This is a genomic window from Paracoccus sp. IB05 (assembly GCF_016405985.1).
GTDB lineage: Bacteria > Pseudomonadota > Alphaproteobacteria > Rhodobacterales > Rhodobacteraceae > Pseudogemmobacter.
In genome coordinates this window covers 32932-54905 of sequence record NZ_JAEFCF010000019.1, presented here as the reverse complement: position 1 = coordinate 54905, position 21974 = coordinate 32932, and the positions used below count along the sequence as shown (strand labels likewise).

General features: G+C 62.0%; 22 protein-coding genes and 2 riboswitches. Of the genes, 12 read left to right on the top strand and 10 right to left on the bottom strand.

Annotated elements, in window-relative coordinates; translation table 11 throughout:
• Window position 1: 1 nt before the first annotated feature.
• From thiS to thiD, 3 genes are read right to left on the bottom strand one after another with little or no spacing between them, the layout of a single operon-like run.
• Complete coding sequence (gene thiS / locus JC607_RS13585) at window positions 2-196, bottom strand: sulfur carrier protein ThiS (RefSeq protein WP_198837463.1); 195 nt, start codon at window positions 194-196, stop codon at window positions 2-4.
• On the bottom strand, window positions 193-1170 hold the full coding sequence (locus JC607_RS13580) for an FAD-dependent oxidoreductase (RefSeq protein ID WP_198837462.1): 978 nt from the start codon (window positions 1168-1170) through the stop codon (window positions 193-195). Before JC607_RS13580 ends, thiS begins: the two co-directional genes overlap by 4 nt.
• Complete coding sequence (gene thiD / locus JC607_RS13575; protein WP_198837503.1) at window positions 1167-1967, bottom strand: bifunctional hydroxymethylpyrimidine kinase/phosphomethylpyrimidine kinase; 801 nt, start codon at window positions 1965-1967, stop codon at window positions 1167-1169. The genes JC607_RS13580 and thiD overlap by 4 nt, the downstream gene beginning before the upstream one ends.
• Before the next feature lie 73 nt (window positions 1968-2040).
• Window positions 2041-2147: riboswitch (TPP riboswitch) on the bottom strand.
• Window positions 2148-2287: 140 nt separating this feature from the next.
• Window positions 2288-2503, top strand: a riboswitch (cobalamin riboswitch).
• Window positions 2504-2629: 126 nt separating this feature from the next.
• On the opposite strand from thiD, the gene JC607_RS13570 reads away from it, so the two are divergent.
• The 7 genes from JC607_RS13570 to nrdF all read left to right on the top strand — a co-directional run bounded on the left by JC607_RS13570 (window position 2630) and on the right by nrdF (window position 10042).
• The gene (locus JC607_RS13570) at window positions 2630-3880 is read left to right on the top strand and encodes an SRPBCC family protein (RefSeq protein ID WP_198837461.1); all 1251 of its coding nucleotides are present in this window, start codon (window positions 2630-2632) and stop codon (window positions 3878-3880) included.
• A 3-nt stretch (window positions 3881-3883) separates the two neighbouring features.
• A complete protein-coding gene (locus tag JC607_RS13565) occupies window positions 3884-4975 on the top strand; it encodes a hybrid-cluster NAD(P)-dependent oxidoreductase (protein ID WP_198837460.1) in 1092 nt (363 codons plus the stop codon).
• A 105-nt stretch (window positions 4976-5080) separates the two neighbouring features.
• A complete protein-coding gene (locus tag JC607_RS13560; protein ID WP_233092899.1) occupies window positions 5081-5539 on the top strand; it encodes a PaaI family thioesterase in 459 nt (152 codons plus the stop codon).
• 663 nt (window positions 5540-6202) lie between these two features.
• Complete coding sequence (gene nrdH / locus JC607_RS13555; protein ID WP_092896774.1) at window positions 6203-6427, top strand: glutaredoxin-like protein NrdH; 225 nt, start codon at window positions 6203-6205, stop codon at window positions 6425-6427.
• Window positions 6428-6437: 10 nt separating this feature from the next.
• Window positions 6438-6875 (top strand): class Ib ribonucleoside-diphosphate reductase assembly flavoprotein NrdI, encoded by a 438-nt coding sequence (gene nrdI, locus JC607_RS13550; protein ID WP_198837459.1) that lies wholly within the window; start codon window positions 6438-6440, stop codon window positions 6873-6875.
• Window positions 6857-8983 (top strand): class 1b ribonucleoside-diphosphate reductase subunit alpha, encoded by a 2127-nt coding sequence (gene nrdE / locus JC607_RS13545; protein WP_198837458.1) that lies wholly within the window; start codon window positions 6857-6859, stop codon window positions 8981-8983. Before nrdI ends, nrdE begins: the two co-directional genes overlap by 19 nt.
• A gap of 66 nt (window positions 8984-9049) precedes the next feature.
• On the top strand, window positions 9050-10042 hold the full coding sequence (gene nrdF, locus JC607_RS13540; RefSeq protein WP_198837457.1) for a class 1b ribonucleoside-diphosphate reductase subunit beta: 993 nt from the start codon (window positions 9050-9052) through the stop codon (window positions 10040-10042).
• Window positions 10043-10559: 517 nt separating this feature from the next.
• Here nrdF and JC607_RS13535 read toward each other — a convergent pair.
• Entirely contained in the window at window positions 10560-11783 is a 1224-nt protein-coding gene (locus tag JC607_RS13535) for a hypothetical protein (RefSeq protein WP_198837456.1), read from the bottom strand.
• A 229-nt stretch (window positions 11784-12012) separates the two neighbouring features.
• A complete protein-coding gene (locus JC607_RS13530) occupies window positions 12013-12441 on the bottom strand; it encodes a PACE efflux transporter (protein ID WP_198837455.1) in 429 nt (142 codons plus the stop codon).
• 94 nt (window positions 12442-12535) lie between these two features.
• On the opposite strand from JC607_RS13530, the gene JC607_RS13525 reads away from it, so the two are divergent.
• From JC607_RS13525 to JC607_RS13505, 5 genes are all read left to right on the top strand, one after another.
• Window positions 12536-13432, top strand: a complete 897-nt coding sequence (locus tag JC607_RS13525; RefSeq protein ID WP_198837454.1) for a LysR family transcriptional regulator — start codon at window positions 12536-12538, stop codon at window positions 13430-13432.
• Window positions 13433-13703: 271 nt separating this feature from the next.
• Window positions 13704-14585, top strand: a complete 882-nt coding sequence (locus JC607_RS13520) for an ATPase (protein WP_198837453.1) — start codon at window positions 13704-13706, stop codon at window positions 14583-14585.
• 38 nt (window positions 14586-14623) lie between these two features.
• Window positions 14624-15541: a homoserine O-succinyltransferase gene (gene metA, locus JC607_RS13515; RefSeq protein WP_198837452.1), complete on the top strand. Its 918-nt coding sequence runs from the start codon at window positions 14624-14626 to the stop codon at window positions 15539-15541.
• A gap of 15 nt (window positions 15542-15556) precedes the next feature.
• Window positions 15557-16444, top strand: coding sequence for a polyphosphate kinase 2 (ppk2, locus tag JC607_RS13510; RefSeq protein WP_198837451.1), 888 nt, complete (start codon window positions 15557-15559; stop codon window positions 16442-16444).
• Between the two features lie 22 nt (window positions 16445-16466).
• Window positions 16467-17084, top strand: coding sequence for a TetR/AcrR family transcriptional regulator (locus tag JC607_RS13505; protein ID WP_198837450.1), 618 nt, complete (start codon window positions 16467-16469; stop codon window positions 17082-17084).
• A 142-nt stretch (window positions 17085-17226) separates the two neighbouring features.
• Here JC607_RS13505 and JC607_RS13500 read toward each other — a convergent pair whose 3' ends face one another.
• From JC607_RS13500 to JC607_RS13480, 5 genes are all read right to left on the bottom strand, one after another.
• Window positions 17227-18327 carry an ABC transporter ATP-binding protein gene (locus JC607_RS13500; RefSeq protein WP_198837449.1) on the bottom strand — a complete coding sequence of 367 codons (1101 nt, stop codon included), beginning with the start codon at window positions 18325-18327 and terminating at the stop codon, window positions 17227-17229.
• Window positions 18327-19136 (bottom strand): ABC transporter permease, encoded by an 810-nt coding sequence (locus tag JC607_RS13495; protein WP_198837448.1) that lies wholly within the window; start codon window positions 19134-19136, stop codon window positions 18327-18329. Before JC607_RS13495 ends, JC607_RS13500 begins: the two co-directional genes overlap by 1 nt.
• Window positions 19133-19999, bottom strand: a complete 867-nt coding sequence (locus tag JC607_RS13490) for an ABC transporter permease (protein WP_198837447.1) — start codon at window positions 19997-19999, stop codon at window positions 19133-19135. Before JC607_RS13490 ends, JC607_RS13495 begins: the two co-directional genes overlap by 4 nt.
• 148 nt (window positions 20000-20147) lie before the next feature.
• The gene (locus JC607_RS13485) at window positions 20148-20405 is read right to left on the bottom strand and encodes a hypothetical protein (RefSeq protein ID WP_198837446.1); all 258 of its coding nucleotides are present in this window, start codon (window positions 20403-20405) and stop codon (window positions 20148-20150) included.
• 167 nt (window positions 20406-20572) lie between these two features.
• Window positions 20573-21973: a PLP-dependent aminotransferase family protein gene (locus tag JC607_RS13480; RefSeq protein ID WP_198837445.1), complete on the bottom strand. Its 1401-nt coding sequence runs from the start codon at window positions 21971-21973 to the stop codon at window positions 20573-20575.
• Window position 21974 lies beyond the last annotated feature (1 nt).

Below are 21974 nucleotides of genomic sequence, written 5' to 3'. Positions count from 1 at the left end.
CTCAGCCCCCCTGCATGGCGGCGAGAACCTCGACCCGGTCGCCCTCTTGTATTTCTGTTGCCGCCCGCGCGGCTTTGGCGATGAAGACCTCATTCACCGCAGTCGCCACCGCCGGGCCAAAGCCCTGTTCCTCCAGCAAAGCGGCCAGGGTTGTCGCCCCGGTCTGCCTTGCCTCTCCATTCACGAAAACTCTCATATCCTCACCTCATCCATGAACTCGGGCTGCGCGCCGGTCTCGAGATGTTCCGCCACCATCCGTGCGCAGGCGGGCGAGAGGAGGAACCCGTGGCGGTAGAGACCATTGGCAAAGATCACATCCCCCCGGCGCCGGATCCGGGGCAGATTGTCGGGGAAAGCGGGGCGCGCGTCAGAACCGGTCGCGACCAGCTCGGCCTCACCAAAACCGGGATGGATCGTCCAGGCCGCCGCCATCAGTTCCATCATCGACCGCAGCGTGACCGGCCCGCGCCATCCGCTTTCGATCATCGTGGCGCCAAGCATGAAATGCCCGTCGCCGCGCGGCACGATGTAAAGCGGGATACGCGGATGCAGCAGGCGGACCGGGCGCGAAAGGCTCACGCCCTCGCAGCGGATCAGCAGCATCTCACCGCGCACACCGCGCAGATCGCTGAGGCTGTCGCGCGCTGCGAGCCCCCGGCAGTCGATGGTAACCGGCGCCTCTGACGGCCCGGGCGTCACCACGATCCCCCGGGCCGCGAGCCGGCGGGCCAGTTCGCCAAGTGCCGCGCGCGGGGCGAGATGCGCTTCGGTTCTGAAGAACAGCCCCTCGCGGAAACGGCCTGCCAGATCGGGCTCAAGCTGCGCGATCCCGTCCCCGCCAATGGCCTGGTGCCCTTTGGTCAGCCGCGCAAAGCGCGCCAGATCGCCCCGGTCACGCGGGTCGGCCAGAACCAGCGTCCCGGCCCCGGTGACCAGCCCGGTATGGGATTGCCACCAGGCGGCCGCACCGCTCCCGAGCCGTTCAACCGGTTCCTCTGCCGATTCCGCCTCGCAATATGGCGCCAGCATTCCACCGGCCCACCAGGAACAGGCCTGCGGCCCGGAGCCGCCGGCCGGGTCCGAGATCGTGACCGCATGACCGCGCGCGGCAAGCTCGCTGGCCATCACAAGGCCCATGACACCGGCCCCGAGGATATGGACGCGGCTCATGATTGCGGCCAGAGCGCGTGGAAATGATGCACCGGCCCATGGCCGGAACCGATTTGCAGCGCATCCGCCGCCTGGATCGCCCCCTGGAGCCAGCAATGCGCCCGCGCCACCGCATCGGGGACAGCCATCCCCTGCGCCAGCCCCGCCGCAATCGCTGCGGCATAGCTGCATCCTGTGCCATGCGTATTTTTGGTCTGCTGGCGTTCTGCCGTGAACACATGCGTCTCAGGGCCGATCAGCAGATCGCGACACTCTTCCCCTGCGGCATGACCGCCTTTCATCAGCACCCAGGCCGGCCCAAGCGCCAGGAGCGCGCGCCCCTGCATTTCCTGTGCCTCATGGCTGCTGGCCGGGGCCTCGCCCAGTAGATCGGCCGCTTCGGGCAGGTTCGGGGTCAAAACCGTCGCGAGCGGCAAAAGCGCCTCGCGCAGTGCTGCGACAGCCTCGGCTGCGAGCAACCGGTCACCGGATTTTGCCACCATCACCGGATCAACCACCAGAGCCAGATCGCGCCCCTTCAGCGCCGCCGCCACGGTCGCGACCAGTTCCGGATCCCCGAGCATCCCGATCTTCACCGCGCCCACGGCAAGATCATCGAACACCGCCTCCAGCTGCGCCCGCACCATCCGGGGCGGCAGTGCCATCACCGCGGTCACCGCCCTTGTGTTCTGGGCCGTGATCGCAGTGATCACGCTGGCGCCGTAAACGCGCATCGCCGCAAAGCTCTTGAGATCGGCCTGGATCCCTGCGCCGCCGCCGGAATCAGACCCCGCTATGGTCAAAGCTATCGCCGTCATCATGCCCCCAATGACCGGCGAAAAGATTTGGGGAGACTGGTGCCCGGGCAGGCCACAACGGGCCACCAGAGACACGATCAGACCACCCGTTCCCTCCGCCGGTATGAACCGGATCAGGTTCGATGGGTTAGCCTTGCGGCCTCTCAGCCCCGGTTTCCCGGGACACCCCAACGAGTAAGTTGCCCAATCGTTAAGCGCCGCGTTTTCGTTTGGCAACCGGCAAAATCCCGCTTTCTGCGCGAATGAGGCTGCTTACGGGGCCGCTGTCTGTTCCGCTTTGCGACATGTCGCAAACAGACAATCCCGCCCGCCGCACTGTGATCAATTCAGCCTCGCAAGGTGCCGCTGGCGACAGCGGAGAATTGGGAAGCCGGTGCGGTCCTGCAAGGGGCCAAAGCCGGCGCTGCCCCCGCAACGGTAGAGGCTGAGAGGCGCGACAAGGACCACTGGGCGGAGGAGCCCGGGAAGGTGTCGCGACCAGGGTTGAAAAGACCGCTCGCCAAGCCCGGAAACCAGCCTTGCACGAGATGTCGAGCCGCGGTGGGCGGCGAAGCGGCAAGCGGCTCGCGGGTCCATCCCCGCGCGGGCCCTTCGCCGCCTGTTGTCCACCGCACATCAAACCTGCCTGTGCGGCACGCCCGGGCTAACGCGAAGGACAGCAGATGCTGAGCCAGTCCGAAACCCTTTCCCGCCTGCTGGCACGCCAGAGCGGCTATGCCTTAGAGCGCGATTTATATTGTGATCCCGGGGTGTTGGAGGCGGATCTTCAGCATCTGTGGTATCGTGAATGGCTCTTCGCCATTCCGGCCTGCGAGCTGGAGAAACCCGGCGCCTTTGCCACGCTGCAGATCGGCGCCTATCCGGTGGTGATCATCAAGGGCAAAGATAATCGCATCCGCGCGTTCCACAATGTCTGCCGCCATCGCGGTCAGCGGCTTTGCGCGAAGACCAATGGCGCGACGACGAACCTTGTCTGCCCCTATCACCAATGGACCTATGACCTCGAGGGCAAGCTTATTTTCGCCCGCGATATGGGCGAGGATTTCGACCCCTCGAAATTCGGGCTGAAGAAGGTGCACTGTGTCGATCTTGGCGGCATGGTCTTTATCTGTCTCGCCGAAGTGCCCCCTCCCATTTCCGACCTCGCGCCGAAGCTGATGTCGTATCTGGCCCCCTCGGGGCTTGCCGATGCAAAGGTCGCTTTCAGCTCGACCATCGTCGAAAACGGCAACTGGAAACTGGTGATCGAGAACAACCGCGAATGCTATCATTGCGGCGGCGCGCACCCGTCTTTGTGCCGGACTTACTCCGACAACCCGCGTATGACGGCGATGGAGGGGCCTGATTCGGCCTCGCCCGACATTATCGAACACTGGAAGCGCTGCGAGGCGGCGGGCCTGCCCTCGCGCTTTACCAACCATCCGCAGATGCAATGGCGGCTCGCCCGCATTCCCCTGCTGAACGGCGCCGAAAGCTATACGATGTCGACAAAGGCGGCGGTGGCGAAACGCATGGGCACCATGCCCTTCAACGATGCCGGCAGCCTTCTGTTCTTCCACTACCCGAACAGCTGGAACCATTTCCTCGGTGATCACGCCATCGTCTTCCGCATCCTGCCGATCAGCCCGACCGAGACGCAAGTGACCACGAACTGGCTGGTCCATAAGGATGCGGTCGAGGGCGTCGATTATGATCTCGAAACCCTCACCCGCGTCTGGCTCAACACCAATGACGAAGACCGCCAGGTGGTCGAGGAAAACCAGAAGGGCATTCTTTCTCCCGCCTATGAGCCCGGACCCTATTCCCCGATCCAGGAAGAAGGGGTGATGCAATTCATCGACTGGTATACGGGCATCATGACGCAACGCCTTGGCCCCGTTTCCGGCACCGGCCCGGCACTGGCGGCGGAATAAAAAATGGGAAAGCAACAACTTAACTGGTCTGCGAAGCCCTGGGATGATGCGGAGCATCTTGAATGCGCCATGGTCGTGCCCGAGACGCCGGATACCGCCACCTTCACCTTCCGCGCGCCCTCGGGCGCCTGGTTCGATTATCAGCCGGGCCAGTTCGTGACGCTCGACCTGCCGGTTGATCCGAAAAAAGGCGCCAGGGGCAATGTCCAGCGCACCTATACGATCTCGTCTTCGCCGTCGCGACCGCTGTCGATCTCGGTCACGGTGAAAGCCCAGGCGGGCTCGATCGGCACACGCTGGATGCTCGATCACCTGAAGCCGGGGATGAAGATCAAGGCTTACGGCCCGGCGGGGATCTTCAGCTCGCACCGGCATCCGGCAAAGAAGCATCTCTTTATTTCGGCCGGATCGGGCATCACGCCGATGATGTCGATGACGACCTGGGCCTGGGATTCGGGCGAGATGCCCGATATCGTCTTCGTCCATGCGGCAAAGCGGCCATCCGAAATCCTGTTGCGCAAGCGGCTCGAAGGGTTTGCGGACCGTGTGCCGGGGCTGAAGCTGCGCTTTACCGTCGAGGAGAGCGACCCGTTCCAGACCTGGACTGGCTATCAGGGCCGGCTGAGCCAGATCATGCTTGGGCTGATGGCGCCGGATTATCTGGAGCGCGAGGTGTTTTGCTGCGGGCCGGAGCCGTTCATGCAGGCGGTGCGCGACATGCTGGTCTCGCTCGGCTTCGATATGGAACATTACCATCAGGAAAGCTTCGGTGCACCGGTGTCGACGGAAGCCGATGCCCCGGTGATCGACGATGTGATTCCCGATTCCGAGGCCGGCGCGCAGATCACCTTCGCCGCATCAAACGTGACCGCGCCCTGTTCCGAGACCGATACCGTGCTCGCAGTGGCGAAACGCGCCGGGCTGAACATTCCCTCGGGCTGTACCTTCGGCCTTTGCGGCACCTGCAAGGTGAAAAAGACCGCAGGCGATGTGCATATGGTCCATAATGGCGGCATTTCGGATGACGAGATTTCCGAGGGCTGGATCCTCGCCTGTTGCTCGAACCCGATGGGCAAGATCTCGGTCGAGGTCTGAGGGCGGCGCGGCCTGACAGAGAATAACGCATCGGCAGCCTTGCCGGTGCGTCTGAGACAGCTACTCTCCCCGCCGGTCACCGCGCGCAGATATGGGAGAACACCGATGGCGAAACCGATCCTGATGGACAGAGCCGCGCTGAACGAATTTGTCACCCGCGATTTCGGCCAGGTGGCGTCGGATTTCACCGTGGATGCGGTGACCGATCAGGGCATCCGGCTGCGGCTGCAAGTGGCCGAGCGCCATCTGCGCCCGGGTGGCACCGTATCCGGCCCGACGATGTTCGCCCTCGCCGATGTGGCGGTCTACCTGGCCATCCTGTCGAGGATCGGGCCGGTGGCGCTGGCGGTCACCACGGGATGTTCCATCGATTTCATGCGCAAGCCGGCCGCCGGGCGCGGGCTCTACTGCGATGTGCGGCTTTTGAAACTTGGCCGCGTGCTGGCGGTGGCGGATGCGCTGATCTTCTCGGACGGGGTCGAGGATCCGGTGGCGCGGGCGAATATGACCTATTCCATCCCGCCCGCCCCCCCGTCCGCCCCCCCGTCCGCCCCGGCTGCCTGAAACACCGCGAACCAGGAACTGCCCCCCAAGCTCCTGCCCCCCGGCTCCTGCCCCGGGCCCTGCCGCCTTCGAATCAATTTGGTGACGACCCGGCGGGCGCGACCGGCGCCTGCACTGCCTTCCGCTGGGTCAACCGGCTTATCCCCAGAGATGTGCACCATTCTGTCCACGACGCGGCACGACCAGGGGCCGCCCCTGCTCCTGGATATTGTGCAAGGCGATATTTTGCGCAGCCCGGATCTGTGGGTTTAGAGGCACACATTTCCCCCCCGCCGCCCCGGCAAAACAACGATTTCCTCTGATTTCAGAGGCTTTTCAACTCTGAGTCGTTCCGGTCACGGGTAGCATTTCAATAACACAAGATGTTGACAGCAGAGCAAATCGGGGATCAATATGCAGATGTTCCGGGAACAAACCTGCAGCCTGCGACGCGTCCGAAATCCGGGGGAAACCGGGGCATTTCCGGGCGCAGCCAGCGGCAGGAACGGCCAGGGGAAATCCCGGGGGGAAACCTTCGGGAAGACCAGAGCCGCGGCAGGATCCCAGGGCAAAGTGAAGGCAACAAAACCGTGCGACGGGCGCGAGGATATCACCCGGCGGAAGCGTTCCGCTGGCCGTTTCTCAGCGAACCGCAGCCACATGGGACAGTAGAAGGATCAGGCAATGACCATCACCGTTTACTCCAAACCCGCATGCGTTCAGTGCACCGCAACCACCCGTGCGCTCGATGCCAAAGGCTTGTCCTATTCCATTATCGATCTGACCGAAGATGCCGATGCGATGAACCGCGTTGTGGCGCTCGGCTATCGCCAGGCCCCTGTCGTCATCGCCGGTGACGCGCATTGGGCGGGCTTTCGTCCCGATATGATCGGCCGCCTCGCCAGCTGAGGGGGTGTCCGTGCCCGGGCTCGTCTTTTTCTCTTCTGCCTCGGGCAATACCCTGCGTTTCGTCACGCGCCTGGAAGAAGTCAGCGCCGGCCGCTATGGCACGGCGCTGCGTATCCCAATATCCCCGCAGGATCCTATGCCGGATCCGGGCGGGGATTTCGTTCTGATCTGCCCGACATTCGCCGATGGCGAGGGGCGCGGTGCGGTCCCGAAACAGGTGATCCGCTTTCTCAATGACCCCGACCGGCGCGCCGGTCTGCGCGGTGTGATCGCCGGGGGCAACCGAAATTTCGGCCAGACCTACGCCCTTGCGGGCCGGGTTATCGCCAGTAAATGCAATGTGCCGGTTCTCTACAGCTTCGAGCTGGCCGGCACGGAAACCGACATCGCCCGCGTCCGGCGCGGGCTTGATCTATTCTGGGGGATGGAATGCTCGACAATGGCGTGAAGCCGGCGCTGGACTACCATGCGCTGAACGCGATGCTGAACCTCTATGACGGAGAGGGCAAAATCCGCTTCGACGCCGACCGCATGGCGGCGAAGCAATATTTCCTGCAACATGTGAACCAGAACACGGTTTTTTTCCACAATCTGGACGAGAAGCTGCGCTATCTGGTTGATGAAGGCTATTACGAGCCCGATGTGCTGGATCAGTATTCGCGCAACTTCCAGCGCCAGATCTGGGATGCCGCCTATGAGAAGAAGTTCCGCTTCCCGACCTTCCTCGGCGCGTTCAAATATTACACCTCCTATACGCTGAAGACCCGCGACGGTCAGCGCTTCCTCGAGCGTTACGAGGACCGCGTGGTCATGGTTGCGCTGGCGCTTGCGCGCGGCGATGAGGCGCTGGCGATGTCCTTCATGGACGAGATCCTTTCGGGCCGGTTCCAGCCCGCAACGCCGACCTTCCTCAACGCAGGAAAAATGTCGCGCGGCGAGCTGATCTCGTGCTTCCTCCTGCGGCTTGAAGACAATATGGAATCGATCGGGCGGTCGATCAATTCGGCGCTGCAGCTGTCGAAGCGCGGCGGTGGCGTGGCGCTGATGCTGACCAACCTGCGTGAGGCCGGCGCCCCGATCAAAGGGATCGAGAATCAGTCCTCCGGCGTCATCCCGGTGATGAAACTTCTGGAAGACAGCTTCTCATACGCGAACCAGCTTGGCGCGCGTCAGGGGGCCGGCGCGGTTTACCTCAACGCCCACCACCCGGACATCCTGCGCTTCCTCGACACCAAGCGCGAGAATGCCGATGAGAAGATCCGCATCAAGACGCTGAGCCTTGGCGTGGTGATCCCGGATGTGACATTCGAGCTCGCGAAGAACAACGAGGATATGTATCTCTTCTCGCCGCATGACGTGCAGAAGGTTTACGGCGTGCCCTTCTCGGAAATCTCGGTCACCGAGAAATATGACGAGATGGTCGACGATAAGCGCATCAAGAAGCGCAAGATCAACGCGCGCGAGTTCTTCCAGACCATCGCCGAGATCCAGTTCGAATCCGGCTATCCCTATATCATGTTCGAAGACACGGTGAATAAGGCGAACCCGATCCACGGGCGCATCACCATGTCGAACCTCTGTTCGGAAATCCTGCAGGTCAATGAGGCGTCGACCTTCCACGAGGATCTGAGCTACGATCATCTTGGCACGGATATTTCCTGCAACCTCGGCTCGCTGAACATCGCGGCAGCGATGGACGGCCCGGATCTGGGCAAGACCGTCGAAGCGGCCGTGCGCGCGCTGACCGCCGTGTCGGAAATGTCGGCGATTGATGCAGTGCCCTCGATCCGGCGCGGCAATGATGAGAGCCATGCCATCGGGCTGGGCCAGATGAACCTGCATGGCTACCTCGCGCGCGAGCTCGTGCATTACGGCTCACCCGAAGGTGTCGAATTCACCTCTGTCTATTTCGCAGCCATTGCCTATCACGCGATCCGCACCTCGAACCTGCTGGCGCGCGAGCATGGGCAAAGTTTCAGGGATTTCGACAAGTCGAAATATGCCGATGGCTCGTTCTTTGACAAATATACCGGGCGCGACTGGCTGCCGGTTTCGGAGAAGGTCACCGAACTGTTTGAGGGGGTGACGCTGCCGACCCGCGCGGATTGGGAAGCGCTGAAAGCCGATGTCATGGCGAGCGGGCTTTACAACCGCAACCTCCAGGCCGTGCCGCCGACCGGGTCGATTTCCTATATCAACAACTCGACCAGCTCGATCCACCCGATCGTGGCGAAGATCGAGATCCGCAAGGAAGGCAAGATCGGGCGCGTCTATTACCCGGCCGCCTTCATGTCGAATGAGAACCTGGAATATTACCGCGATGCCTATGAGATCGGGCCGGAAGCGATCATCGACACCTATGCGGCGGCGACCGAACATGTCGATCAGGGCCTGTCGCTGACGCTGTTCTTCCCGGCCGAAGCCACCACGCGCGACATCAACAAAGCGCAGATCTATGCCTGGAAGAAGTGCATCAAGACGATCTATTACATCCGGCTGCGCCAGACCGCGCTGGAAGGGACCGAAGTGCAGGGCTGCGTTTCCTGCACGCTGTAAGGTTTACGGGCTGCGCGCCGGGGGTTTCACACCCCCGGACCCCCGTGGGATATTTAGAGACAGAAAATGAGGGGAGCCTTCGCCGTGAAGGATCATGTTGTGCCCAAGACCATTCTCAAGGCGATCAACTGGAACCGGTTGCAGGATGACAAGGACCTGGAGGTCTGGAACCGGCTGACGGTGAATTTCTGGCTGCCGGAGAAAGTGCCGCTGTCGAATGATGTGCAGTCCTGGTCGACGCTGAGGCCCGAAGAGCGCGAGCTCACAATCCGGGTGTTCACCGGGCTGACGCTGCTGGATACGGTGCAGTCGTCGGTTGGGGCGATCTCGCTGATGCCCGATGTGGTGACCCAGCATGAAGAGGCCTGTCTGACCAATATCGCGTTTATGGAATCGGTCCATGCGCGGTCTTATTCCTCGATCTTCTCGACGCTTTGCTCGACCAAAGAGATTGACGATGCCTTTCGCTGGTCGGAGGAGAACCCGCATCTCCAGGCCAAGGCCCGCATCATTCTGGAGAAATACAAGGCCGGGGAAGATCCGCTGAAGCGCAAGATCGCCAGCGTTTTCCTGGAGAGCTTCCTGTTCTATTCCGGCTTCTATCTGCCAATGTACTGGTCGAGCCGTGCGAAGCTCACGAATACCGCCGACCTGATCCGCCTGATCATCCGCGACGAGGCGGTGCATGGCTATTACATCGGCTATAAGTATCAGCGCGGTCTGGAGAAACTGACCGAAGCGAAGCGCGAAGAGCTGAAGGATTTCGCCTTTGCCCTGATGTTCGACCTTTATGAGATCGAGCAACGCTATACGGAAGAGCTTTATGACGGCATCGGTCTGACCGAGGACGTGAAGGCCTTCCTGCATTACAACGCCAATAAGGCACTGCAGAACCTTGGCTATGAGGCTTTGTTCCCGCCTTCGGTCTGCGAGGTCAATCCGGCGATCCTCGCGGCGCTGTCACCTGACAGCGAGAACCATGACTTCTTTTCGGGCTCTGGTTCGAGCTATGTCATCGGCAAGGCGGTTGCCACCGAAGACGAAGACTGGGACTTCTGAGGCCGCGGTCTCCGGAGGTCCGCCCCCTGCCCGGACCTCCGGGGACAGGCCGGGGGCCCCCCCTGGTGCAGGCATGATATCCGGGCGGACAGAACCAGCCCGGATATTGGCCTGTGTGATATTGGCCTCCGTGATATTAGCCTGTGTGATCACGCCAAGCGGGTGAAAACCACCTGCCAACCCGCCTGGCGTCGGAGAGGTATTGTGCGATACGCGCCCTCGCCCTGGAGGACCAGGATGTCATTCGCGTTCTTGCAGCCCTCTGGCCAATCCACATGGCGAATATCGTGGCCCAGCAAGATAGTCGCCACGATGCAAGGCAGCTCTGCTCTCGAGACGCATAGCCGAGGGCGCATCTTTGGTGTCGACGTTAACCTCTAGAGTAACCTTTCAACCGCAAGACGGCGGCTTTCAGAGTTAAAACGACGAGGACCCGGCGGCAATCACCGCAGCACCGATCCAGAGAAGGGGGCATTGATCTGCTCATGATTGCAGCACCCCGTTACGGCTGTCGCTGTCATGCCTGGTGATCGGCTTTGACAAGCGCGGCCCGGATCAGCCGACCTCCACCAACCATGGCAAGGCTGCCATCGCGGTAAGCCGCCACCGAATATATGTTTCCTGGCGCCTCTCCCCGGTTGCGACCAAGGCCTGCCGTCTCACAGGTCTTTACCCCTTCGGCGGTGATATGCTGCAGCTCGCTCATCCAGCTGTCTTGCACCCAGAGGCTGTCATCTGGCGCCATAGTGATCGAGCCGCTGAACTTTTGCGTCACCGCGATACGGCGCTGAAAACGGCCTTCGGCGTTGAATTCGAAGACCCCGGTGCGGTTGTCGTGATCGTCCCCCGGGATCACATAGATGAAAATGCTGCCATTGCCGTTCACGGCAATACTGACCGGTTGGGCGGCCAGGTTGATCATCGGATCCGCAGCAATGGCCTGGGGCAAAAGATCGCTCAGGCGACGGGTCTCGCGCAGGTTGCGATCCAGAAAGATCACAACATCGCGGCCCGGCGCGCTGGTGCCATACCCCATAGAGCGGCGGTCCGGGTTCAGGCTATCGGGCACCCGGTAAAGGGCGATACCGCCCGCAGGTGTCACGCATTCCGCTGCGCCATTGCTCCATTCATCAATTTCTTCGGGCGCGGGAACAGTCTCTTTGATCTCTCCGCTTTCCATATCGACACGGAAAAACCTGCGCTGATCGCTCATGATCAGATCGCCGCCCGGCAAAAGCACGACGAAACGGCCAGAGGTGCCGGTTGGTCTGGGGTAATTATTCAGAAAGCGGCCATCGGGCCCGAAAATGTAATAGCGGTCACCATTGTCGCGCACGAGCACGCGATCAAGGCTGTCGACCGCAACATCAAACGGCGTATCGCGGAACTGCCCGGGCGCGGCCCCCTCTCCGCCAACGTTGAAGATCTCTCGGAAGGGTGATTGCGGATCCGGGGACCGCGCTGTCGGGTCAAAGATTGTTCGCCCAAGGATCGGCGCAAGTGCCAGAACCCCGGCCACCCCAAGGCCGGCCCCGATCAGACGTCTCCGACCGCTGACAGCGGGCGCATTGGCCGGACGGCCAGCTTCGGCAAAGCGATGCTCGACCACGACATGCTGCCGCGCTCTGGCATCGATCACATGGTCAGATCCACAATTGCCGCATTTACCGACAACATGTCCCTCGGCCGTGGTCACCAGCGTCAGCGCGCCGCCGCAACCGCTACATTTCAGCTTACGCATTTATATTCCTTCGCCTGGCGCGGATCATATGGCATCGATTCCTCCGCGCCAAGCCGACCGAAATACCCTGGGTGGCTGCCGCAGGGGATATCTCCCTCTCCCGGCCGGGCGCTCTCACCACATGCAGCGCGCAACGGATACGGGCCGATAGCGCTGTACGCAAGGCTGGCATCGCGCCGCGCTCCAGGATGTCCAGGCATCCTGGCCAGGGGCGCCGGCGGTCGCTGCTTTATGCCTCTTGCAGCAAATGCGCCGGCGTCCCGAACACCAGGTCAAAGCCCCAGGTGAAGATCATCGTATAGATCGGGAAGAAGACGATCAGGGCCATATCCATCAAAAGCGCCTCGATCAGCGAGACCTCGAACCACCAGGCGATCAGCGGAATCAGCAGGGTGACCAGGCAGATCTGGAAACCAAGAGCATGCAGGACGCGCCGCGCAACGGTGCGTTCGCGTCTGACCTGGCGGACCTCCCAGGCTTCAAAGGCCAGATTGTAAAAGAAATTCACGGTGATGGCCGTTGTGGTGATCATCATCGAAAGCGCAAGGCTATGCGCACCGCTCTTGCCGCTGACATAGCTGAGGAAGGTCGATGAAATCAGGATCGCAGTGGCCTCAAACAGCCCGAGATAGGTGACGCGGCGTTTCCAGCCTTGCATAGTCTTGCCTCATAGCTTCAGTTTTACAGCCTGATACTGTAATGAATACTGACAGGGCAAATAAGCTCATTTAAGTTTTCCTTAACGGTGCGCGATGATATCCGGAGAACAGCTTGGCCTTTTGCTGGCCATCGTCGACGAGGGATCCTTCTCGGCGGCGGCCAGACGCCTGCGCCGCACGCCCGCCGCCATCAGCATGATGGTTGCCGGCCTCGAGGCCGATCTGGGCTTTGCCCTCTTTGACCGCAGTGGCCGCGAGGCGCTGCCCAGCGAAAGGCTGCAGGCGGTGCTGGCGGATGCCCGCATGGTTGTGGCCGATATCGCCGCGATCAACAAACGGCTTGGCGCTATGGCCGGGGGGCTGGAAAGCGAGCTGACTTTAGGGATTTCTTCAGACCTGCCGATGGAGAATATCCTTTCGCCGCTGCGGCGGCTGTCGGACACATATCCCCTGTTGCGGGTCAATCTGATCACTGCGCCGCAATCCGATATTCTGCGGGCGCTGGCCCGGGATGAGATTGATGGCTGTCTGAGCTATGCCGACCGCACGATCAGCATGGATGAGGCGGTGACGGGGCTCTGGGTGGAAACCATCGTGGCCGTGGTCGCGCCGGACCATCCCCTGGCCCGCCAGCAGGGGCTGACGCTTGAGGCCCTGCAGGGCCATCGCCAGATCATCAGTGCCAGCCCATATGGTCCGCCTGAAACCCGCAGCACGCTGATCGCGGCGCAGCTCTGGAAGGTGGGCACGCTTTACCAGATGTCCGCAATGGCCGAACAAGGGCTGGGCTGGGCGAATATCCCGGCCTCGGCCATCAGAAAACAGCTCAAGACGCGCAGCCTTGTGGCGCTGAAATTCACCAATGTCCGAAACGGCCTCGAGGTGCCTGTCCTGTTTCGCCGCAAGCGGGGCAAGAAAATGGGGCTGGGCCTGCAGGCCTTTCTCGACTGGATCCCGAAGACCGGAAATGCCCCGGGCCCCGGTTCCTGACCCAGGCCGGAACGGCAGCGGGTTGAGGCCGCCCTGCCGCAAAATGAGCGGGGATACCTGTCCCATAAGGCCCGGAGGCCAGCCCCGAGCAGGGCGCCCGGGGTCAGCGGCGCGCGGCAGCAGCCTTTGCGCTGGCCTCGATGGCCAGTGCAAAGGCGGCCCCCTCTGACCAGCCCCATCCCGGGCGCGCCTCACGCTGCCCCGCCCTTTGCCATTGCGTGCCCCGCCGCGCGGGATTATCTCAGACCGGATCCGAGCAAAGAGGTCCGACATGCTTTACCCATCCGGCGCGGCTTATCTCAAAGCCCCGAACAAGCAGGTTCTCCTGTTCGGCATGTCGGGTCTGGGCAAGACGCATCTGTCGAATATGCTGCGCGCGGCCCCGGCCGATCAGGGCGGCTGGTTCCATTACTCGGTCGATTACCGCATCGGCACCCGCTATATGGGCGAATATATCGCCGACAACTTCAAACGCGAAGCGATGAAGGTGCCGCTCCTGCGCGAACTCCTGATGTCGGATTCCGTCTTCATCGCCTCGAACATCACCTTCAACAACCTGGCGCCGCTTTCGACCTATCTCGGCAAGCCCGGCGATGCGGCCAGGGGCGGCCTGCCCTTTGCCGAATATATGCTGCGCCAGGACCAGCATCGCGGCGCCGAGATCGCGGCGACACTGGATACCAGACCCTTCATCGCCCGCGCCAATGACCTCTATGGCTACCGGAATTTCATCTGCGACACCTCCGGATCGATCTGCGAAGTGGTGAACCCCTGGGATGAAACAGACCCGGTGATGACGCAGCTCAGCCAGACGCTCCTGATGGTCTGGATCAAGGGCTCTGATGCCCATACCGAGGAACTGGTCCGCCGCTTTGACCGCGCCCCAAAGCCGATGTATTACCAGCCCGATTTCCTCACCCGCATGTGGGAAGACTACCGTGCGGAATACAAGCTCGGCGAGGACGAATGCGACCCTGACCATTTCGTGCGCTGGACCTATGCGAAGGCCCTCGCCCATCGCCAGCCACGCTATGCCGCCATGGCCGAATGGGGCGTCACCGTCACTGCCGAAGAGGTCGCTGACGTTTCCGGCCCGGATGGATTTGACGCGATGATCGCCCGCGCGATCGACCGCAAGACAGGCGCAGCCTGACCACCACAGCCCAGCTGGCATCATACCAAGGACAGACCATGCCGATCACCCTGCCCGAGACCCTGCCCGCCTATTCCGTCCTGCAAGACGAAGGCGTCATGGTCATGTCGCCTGAACGGGCGGCGCGGCAGGATATCAGGCCGCTGAAAATCGGACTGTTGAATCTGATGCCGAAAAAGATCCAGACCGAGAACCAGTTCGCCCGGCTGATCGGCGCGACGCCTCTGCAGATCGACCTTTCGCTGATCCGCATGACCGAGCATCAGACGAAAAACACCGCCGCCGAACATATGGAAACCTTCTACCGCCCCTTCCAGGCGGTCAGAGAGGAGAAATTCGACGGGCTGATCATCACCGGCGCCCCGATCGAACATCTCGATTTCGATCAGGTCACCTATTGGGACGAGCTGCGTGAGGTCTTCGACTGGTCCCGGACCCATGTCCATTCCACCTTCGGCGTCTGCTGGGGCGGCATGGCGATGATCAACCATTTCCACGGCGTGCAGAAACATATGCTGGAAAAAAAGGCCTTCGGCTGTTTCCTGCATGAAAACGTCGCCCCGGCCTCGCCCTATCTGCGCGGCTTCTCGGATGATTGTTTCGTGCCGGTCTCGCGCTGGACGGAAATGAAACGCGACGAGATCGAAGGCGTCGACGGGATGAAGATCCTGCTCGACAGCGATCAGACGGGGCCCTGCCTCGTGGAAGATTCCGGGTTGAACGCTCTCTATATCTTCAACCATTTCGAATATGAGAATGACACGCTGAAGCAGGAATATGATCGCGATATCGCCAATGGCACGCCGATCAATGTGCCCTCGCATTACTATCCCGGCAATGATCCGACAAAGCAGCCACGCAACCGCTGGCGCAGCCATGCGCATCTGCTCTACGGTAACTGGATCAACGAGATCTATCAGCACACGCCCTTCGACATGCGCGATATCGGCGGCTGAGCGAGGAGAAGCGCCATGGCCGAAGACAAGCCCGACCTGCCCTTTGACGGCGCGATCAGCCGCTATTTCCGCAAAGAGGCCCCGAAAGAAATCCGCGAGGCCATCGGGAAAGCCGGCAAGGACGACATCCTGACCCCCGGCTTTCCCTATGCCGAAGAGATGGGCCGCAAAGACTATGATACGGCAATGGAGGGGCTGCAGCGCCAGCTCGTCCGGCTCCAGGCCGATGTGAAAGCCACCGGCAAGCGCATTGTGGTGATCTTCGAGGGCCGCGATGCCGCCGGCAAGGGCGGCACCATCGCGCGGTTTCGCGAGAACCTGAACCCGCGCGTCGCCAATGTCGTGGCGCTGCCGGCGCCGTCTGACCGCGAAAAGGGCCAGTGGTATTTCCAGCGCTATATCGACTGGTTGCCCGCGAAAGGCGAAATGGTGCTGTTCGACCGCAGCTGGTATAATCGCGGCGTGGTCGAGAAGGTCTTCGGCTTCTGCTCGGATGCGGAACGCGCCACCTTCTTCCGCCAGGTCCCTGAATTTGAACATATGCTGGTCGATGAGGGCGTCATTCTGATCAAGCTCTGGCTTGAGGTCGGTCGCGCCGAACAGCTTCGCCGCTTCATCGAGCGCGAACAGGATCCGCTGAAACAGTGGAAGCTCTCCCCGGTCGATATCGAGGGCCTCGCGAAATGGGAGGATTATTCCGCAGCCATCGCCGAGACGCTGACGCTGAGCCATTCCTCTCATGCCCCCTGGACCGTGATCCTGTCGGATGACAAGCGGCGCGCCAGGCTCGCGGCGATCCGTCAGGTGCTGAGCCGTGTCGATTACAAGGGCAAAGACGAAGCCGTGATCGGCGCGATAGACCCGGCTATCAGCGGTGGCCCCGAGCTGATGCCACGCGGCTGATGCGGCCGGAACGGATCGGACCATGAGCACGAAACGCGGCTATCACCATGGCAATCTGCGTCAGGCGCTGATCGATGCCGCTCTGGACCTGATCGCGGCCAATGGCCCGCAGGGCTTTTCCCTCTCCGAGGCCGCCAAAGCCGCCGATGTGACCCCGGCGGCCGTCTATCGCCATTTCGCCGGCCGCGACGACCTGATCGCCGAAGTGGCGCATCAGGGCTTTGGGATTTTCGCGGCATTGCTGGAATATGCCTGGAATGAGGGCCGTCCCTCTGCGCTGGCAGGGTTTGAAGCGATCGGGCGCGCCTATCTGGCCTTCGCGCGCAAATATCCCGGCCATTACCAGGCGATGTTTGAAAGCGGGTTGCAACCGGCCAGCCATCCGGACCTTGCGCTGATTGCCACCCGCGCGCGCGGGATCATGGAACACGCCGCCGAAACGCTGCTCGCCGCGCTCCCTGCTGTCCGGCGCCCGCCCGCCACCATGGTCGCCGCCCATATCCGTGCCACCAGCCACGGCATCGTGGAGCTTTTCCTGCGCGGCAATGGCGGCAGCCTGCCCTATACGCCCGAAGACCTGCTCGAGGCCTCGGTCGGGATCTATCTGCGTGGCCTCGGTATCCTGCCGCCGGACAGCTAGGGCCAGCCGGGAAGAGGGGCCCTGCCCCTCGAGGCTTCGCCTCACACCCCGGGATATTTAGAGACAGAAAATAATTGCTCCCATTTTCTGTCTCTTAAATATCCCCGCCGGAGGCCTTCCCCCGCGCAAGCGGGGGAACCGATCAGCGGAAGAGCACAAGCGCCGAGGGCGACCAGGCGAGCTCGACTTCGGTCCCCACATCCAGAACCGGACGGCCAGGCGTGTTGCGCATCGACAGACGCACCTCGACATCGGTCTCACCAATGAACACATCGTAATAGGTCATATCGCCGAAATAGATCACCTCGTCGATCTTTCCTTTGACCGACCGATCATCCGCCGTTTGCCCCGGGTAGAGCATGGTCAGCGTCTCGGGGCGCAGCCCCACAACCGGGCTGCCCTCGCCGGTCGGCGCCGGCGCCTGATCGGCTTCAAGCATCACGCGGCCGAGGCCTTTGGCCTCGACCTCGAACCGGCCGCCCTGTTCCGAGAGGATCTCACAGGGGATGAAATTCATCGTACCGATGAAATCCGCGACCTTGCGGCTGTTCGGGCGGCGGTAGAGGGTTTCCGGATCGGCGAGCTGCGCAATCTGACCCTCGAACATCACCGCGATGCGATCGGACATCACCAGCGCCTCTTCCTGGTCATGTGTCACCAGAATGAAGGTGATCCCGACCTGGCGCTGCAGCTTGATCAGTTCGACCTGCATATGTTCGCGCATCTTCTTGTCGAGCGCGGAAAGCGGCTCGTCGAGCAGCAGAACCTTCGGCTTCAGGATCAGCGCCCGCGCCAGCGCGACCCGCTGCCGCTGACCGCCAGACAGCGCATGGGCCGCGCGACCACCATAGCCTTTGAGGCCGACCATCTCGAGCGCCTCTTCCACGGCAGCCGCCTTTTCGGCCTTGCTGCGCGGATCGCGGCGCAACCCGAAGGCCACGTTTTCCGCCACCGACATATGCGGGAAGATCGCGTAGCTCTGGAACACCATATTGGTCGGCCGCAGGTTCGCGGGAACCGAGCTCATATCCTTGCCGTCGATCAGCACGGCGCCGGAATCGATGCCCTCAAACCCGGCAATCGTGCGCAGGAGCGTGGTCTTACCGCAGCCCGATGGCCCGAGCAGCGAGAAGAACTCGCCCGCCCGGATCGTCCCGTTGATGCCCCGCAATGCGTGGTAATCGCCGTAGTATTTCTGGATATCCCGAAACTCGATCATGGTCGGGCGTTTATCAGCGCTCATTACAGGAAGCCTCCGGAATCCTTGCCACCGGTCCTGGCGATGCCGCGGCGACGGAAATATTCAGCGATTGCGAGAAGACAGATGGAAAGCCCGACAAGGATCGTCCCCAGAGCCAGCATCGAGGGCACTTTCGCGGGGAACCGGAACTGGCCGAAGATATAGACCGACAGGATCGGCTGGCCCGAGCCGAGAAAGTTCGCGACAATGAATTCGTCGATCGAGATGGTGAAGGTGATCAGGAAGGAAGACAGGATCCCCGGCATCACCAAAGGCAGGATGATCAGCCGGAAGGTCGAGGCCGGGGTCTCGCCCAGATCCAGCGCCGCCTCTTCCAGCGAGCGGTCCAGTGACTGGAAGGCCGAAGTCAGCAGCGCCACGGAAAACGGCGTGCAGATCAGCAGATGGCCAAGGATCACCGTGAAGATCGACAAAGGAATGCCAATCGCCATCAGCACGATCAGCAAGGACATCGCGACGATCATCTCGGGCAAGACCAGCGGCAGCATGATAAAGCCCATCACCGGCGCCTTGAGCGGCCATTGATAGCGCACCGAAGACCGCGCCGCGAAGAGCCCCAGAATGGTCGACAGCGTGGCGACTGAGAGCGCAATGATCAGGCTGTTCTTCAGCGCCTTCCACAGGTTCGGATCGGCCCACATCTCGGAAAACCACTTGGTGGTGAATCCTGAAAGCGGGAAAGACACCACCGCTGCATTGTTGAAGGCAAAGAGCGGCAGCACGAGGATCGGGCCGTAAAGGAACGCCAGATAGAGGATCGCATAGATCTTAAGGCCGGGGGCTTTGGTCATTTCCGGCCTCCGATAAAGCGCTTGTTCAACAGCAGGAAGCCCACGCTGATAATCGCCACCGCAATCATCGCACTCGCCGCCAGCGCCGAACCCATTGCAAAGTTTCGCGATTTAAGCAGCTGTGTTTCCACGAAATTCGACACCATCGGCACTTTGCCCGCCCCGATCAGCTCGGGCGTCACATAGTCGCCGGCGGTCGGGATAAAGACGATCAGCACCGCCGCGATCACGCCCGGCATCGACAAAGGCAGGGTGACGCGCAGGAAGGTGCGCCATTTGCTTTCGCCCAGATCCTGGCCGGCCTCCAGCAGCGAACGGTCAACCTTTTCCAGGCTCACAAAGATCGGCAGCACCGCGAAAGGCGCATAGGCATGGGCCAGTGTGATGATGATCGAGGTCACGCCATATTGCAGCACATTGAGCTGCGTATCCATGATCCCCAGCCCCATCAGCGAGCTGTCGACGATGCCGTCATAGCCCAGAATGGTGCGCCAGAGTGCGACGCGAATGATATAGCTGGTCCAGAACGGAATGGTGATCAGAAAGAGCCAGAGCGACTTTTTCGACGGCTGCACATGGAAGCTGACGAAATAGGCGATCGGATAGGCCAGCAGCACCGTGGCCAGCGTCACCAGCACCGAGACATTCAGCGAGCGCAGCATCACGATGTGATATTGCGGCCGTGTCAGCACCTGGAGATAATTTTCGCCGGTGAGCGGCAGGCTGACCGCGCCGCGCGAGCCGGTCAGCACCGAATAGACCAGAACGGTTGCCAGCGGTGCCGCAAGCAAGAGAAACGTCACCAGTGCCGGGGGCGCAATCAGCAGCCAGCCCGTGCGTGCCTCAGAGGATTTTGATTGCACCTTTACCCCCGGATTTGCCGGATTCCTGCCGACGTCTGTTTGATCAAAATACTGACGCCGCTCTGGCTTTCATGCAAGCCTGCAGATGCGAAGGCAAGGGAAGCTGCCAAAAAAAGTTGCGCCGCCCGGCTGGGCGGCGGCGCTCTGGTCAGCCTCTGATCATTTCTACGGCTATGGCGCGTTTATTCAGCTCGGCATAAAGGGCGAGCACGATACGCGGCTGTTCCACCGCGACCTGAAGCGCATCGGAAAGCTGCTCTTCAAAGCCCTCGCCCGCCTCGACGCGCCAGATCATGTGACGGGCTGCACCGTCATCGTAAACCACCTCAACCGCATCGCCGCGACGGCGCCAGCCCAGGAAATCGGAACACCCGCGCGGGGCGTGGAAAATGGCCTGCTGTCCCATTCGAGATCTCATTTTTGCTGCTCTTTTCAGCATGGGACAATGTCAGGCCCGCGCCGTCAACATGAAGAGCCGCCTGTAACCCCCCGAAATCACGATCCGAGTCCGCAGAGCAACACTTGTGCGCGCCAGGCGATGCATTTCAGACCAGCCGTTTCAGACTGCCCGCTTCAGACTGCGAGTGCCGAGGGCGGATTGGCCAGCAAAGCCGCCAGCCGGTCAAGGCCCAGCTCGAAATCGCAAAGCGGCAAGGCGCCCGGGATAGCAAGGCGGATCGCATGTGGCGCCCGCCCGCCCACCAGCGCATATTCATCCGCCGAGCGCACCATGACGCCCTCGGATTCCGCCATGCGCGAAAAGGACGAGGCGCGCCAGCCCTGCGGCAGGTTCAGCCAGACAAAGGGCACGCCGGGCTGCCAGGAAAGATCATAGCCGCCCAGCCGGTTGACGGCGACCTGGATGCGATGGGCAAACTCGGCCTGGACCTTCGCCCGGATCTCTTCGGCAGCGCCCGAGCGAAACAGATGCAGCATCAGATCCGAAACCGGCCGCGCCAGGGCGAAAAAGCCGTATTGGGCCGACAGCCGCCCCGCCTCGCCCATCCCCGCCGGGCAGATCACAAAGCCAAAGCGCATCGCTGCCGAGACGGTTTTCGAGATGCTGCCGACCAGCCAGACCCGTTCCGGCGCCAGGGCCCGCAGGGTGGGAAGATCGCTTTCTGCAACGGAATAGCAATCATCTTCAAGCACTTGCAGATCATAATCGCGAGCGATGCGCGCAATCTGCATCCGCCGCTCCACCGGCATCCTGCCGGTCGTCGGATTTTGCGCCTCAGACGTCAGGCACAGCACCTGCGGTCCGTGCCGGCGGCAGACCGCCTCCAGCGCCTCGGGGATGACGCCATATTCGTCGATCTCGACCGCCACAACATCGGCACGGGCCGAGCGCGCGGCATAACGGAAGCCCGGATAGGCGAGTTCTTCCAGAACCACCACCGGCCGGTCGCCCCGCAGGCAACAATCGAAGATCAGCCCGACCGCATTCTGCCCGCCATGGGTCAGCATGATGTCATCCGCCGTCGCCGGGCCAAGGATCCGGTCCCCCATCCAGCGCAGGACCTCGGTCCGAAGGGCATATTCCCCCGACTGGCTGGTGTAATCGGTCCAGCCGCGCGCGGTGCCGGCGGCCATGGTGGTCAGCGCCTCCTGGAAGGCCTCGGCCTGGCCGACCTCGGGCACCTGCGGCGGCCGCATATCGATGGCGCCGACCCGCATCGGCAGACGTTCGGTGTAAAGCGGCTGTGTCGGCCCGAGCCGCGGCTGACTGGAGGCAACAAAGGTGCCGCGGCCAACCGTGGCCTCCAAAAGCCCCTCTTGCGTCGAGATCTGATAGGCCCGCGCCACGGTGCCCGGCGTCAGAGACAGGCGCCAGGCCAGATCGCGAACCGTGGGCAATTGTGTGCCCGGCGGCAGATCGCCCGCACGGATTGCATCGCGAAGCGCGCGGCTGAGGCCGAGATATTTCGGGCCAGCCCAGGCGCTGAGATCAGGAGACCATCTTGTATCCGGCACA

Bases quoted from the DNA above. Each gene is read 5' to 3' on its own strand.
- thiS (WP_198837463.1), bottom strand. From the start codon at position 196: ATGAGAGTTTTCGTGAATGGAGAGGCAAGGCAGACCGGGGCGACAACC.
- JC607_RS13580 (WP_198837462.1), bottom strand. From the start codon at position 1,170: ATGAGCCGCGTCCATATCCTCGGGGCCGGTGTCATGGGCCTTGTGATG.
- thiD (WP_198837503.1), bottom strand. From the start codon at position 1,967: ATGACGGCGATAGCTTTGACCATAGCGGGGTCTGATTCCGGCGGCGGC.
- JC607_RS13570 (WP_198837461.1), top strand. From the start codon at position 2,630: ATGCTGAGCCAGTCCGAAACCCTTTCCCGCCTGCTGGCACGCCAGAGC.
- JC607_RS13565 (WP_198837460.1), top strand. From the start codon at position 3,884: ATGGGAAAGCAACAACTTAACTGGTCTGCGAAGCCCTGGGATGATGCG.
- JC607_RS13560 (WP_233092899.1), top strand. From the start codon at position 5,081: ATGGCGAAACCGATCCTGATGGACAGAGCCGCGCTGAACGAATTTGTC.
- nrdH (WP_092896774.1), top strand. From the start codon at position 6,203: ATGACCATCACCGTTTACTCCAAACCCGCATGCGTTCAGTGCACCGCA.
- nrdE (WP_198837458.1), top strand. From the start codon at position 6,857: ATGCTCGACAATGGCGTGAAGCCGGCGCTGGACTACCATGCGCTGAAC.
- nrdF (WP_198837457.1), top strand. From the start codon at position 9,050: ATGAGGGGAGCCTTCGCCGTGAAGGATCATGTTGTGCCCAAGACCATT.
- JC607_RS13535 (WP_198837456.1), bottom strand. From the start codon at position 11,783: ATGCGTAAGCTGAAATGTAGCGGTTGCGGCGGCGCGCTGACGCTGGTG.
- JC607_RS13530 (WP_198837455.1), bottom strand. From the start codon at position 12,441: ATGCAAGGCTGGAAACGCCGCGTCACCTATCTCGGGCTGTTTGAGGCC.
- JC607_RS13525 (WP_198837454.1), top strand. From the start codon at position 12,536: ATGATATCCGGAGAACAGCTTGGCCTTTTGCTGGCCATCGTCGACGAG.
- JC607_RS13520 (WP_198837453.1), top strand. From the start codon at position 13,704: ATGCTTTACCCATCCGGCGCGGCTTATCTCAAAGCCCCGAACAAGCAG.
- metA (WP_198837452.1), top strand. From the start codon at position 14,624: ATGCCGATCACCCTGCCCGAGACCCTGCCCGCCTATTCCGTCCTGCAA.
- ppk2 (WP_198837451.1), top strand. From the start codon at position 15,557: ATGGCCGAAGACAAGCCCGACCTGCCCTTTGACGGCGCGATCAGCCGC.
- JC607_RS13505 (WP_198837450.1), top strand. From the start codon at position 16,467: ATGAGCACGAAACGCGGCTATCACCATGGCAATCTGCGTCAGGCGCTG.
- JC607_RS13500 (WP_198837449.1), bottom strand. From the start codon at position 18,327: ATGAGCGCTGATAAACGCCCGACCATGATCGAGTTTCGGGATATCCAG.
- JC607_RS13495 (WP_198837448.1), bottom strand. From the start codon at position 19,136: ATGACCAAAGCCCCCGGCCTTAAGATCTATGCGATCCTCTATCTGGCG.
- JC607_RS13485 (WP_198837446.1), bottom strand. From the start codon at position 20,405: ATGGGACAGCAGGCCATTTTCCACGCCCCGCGCGGGTGTTCCGATTTC.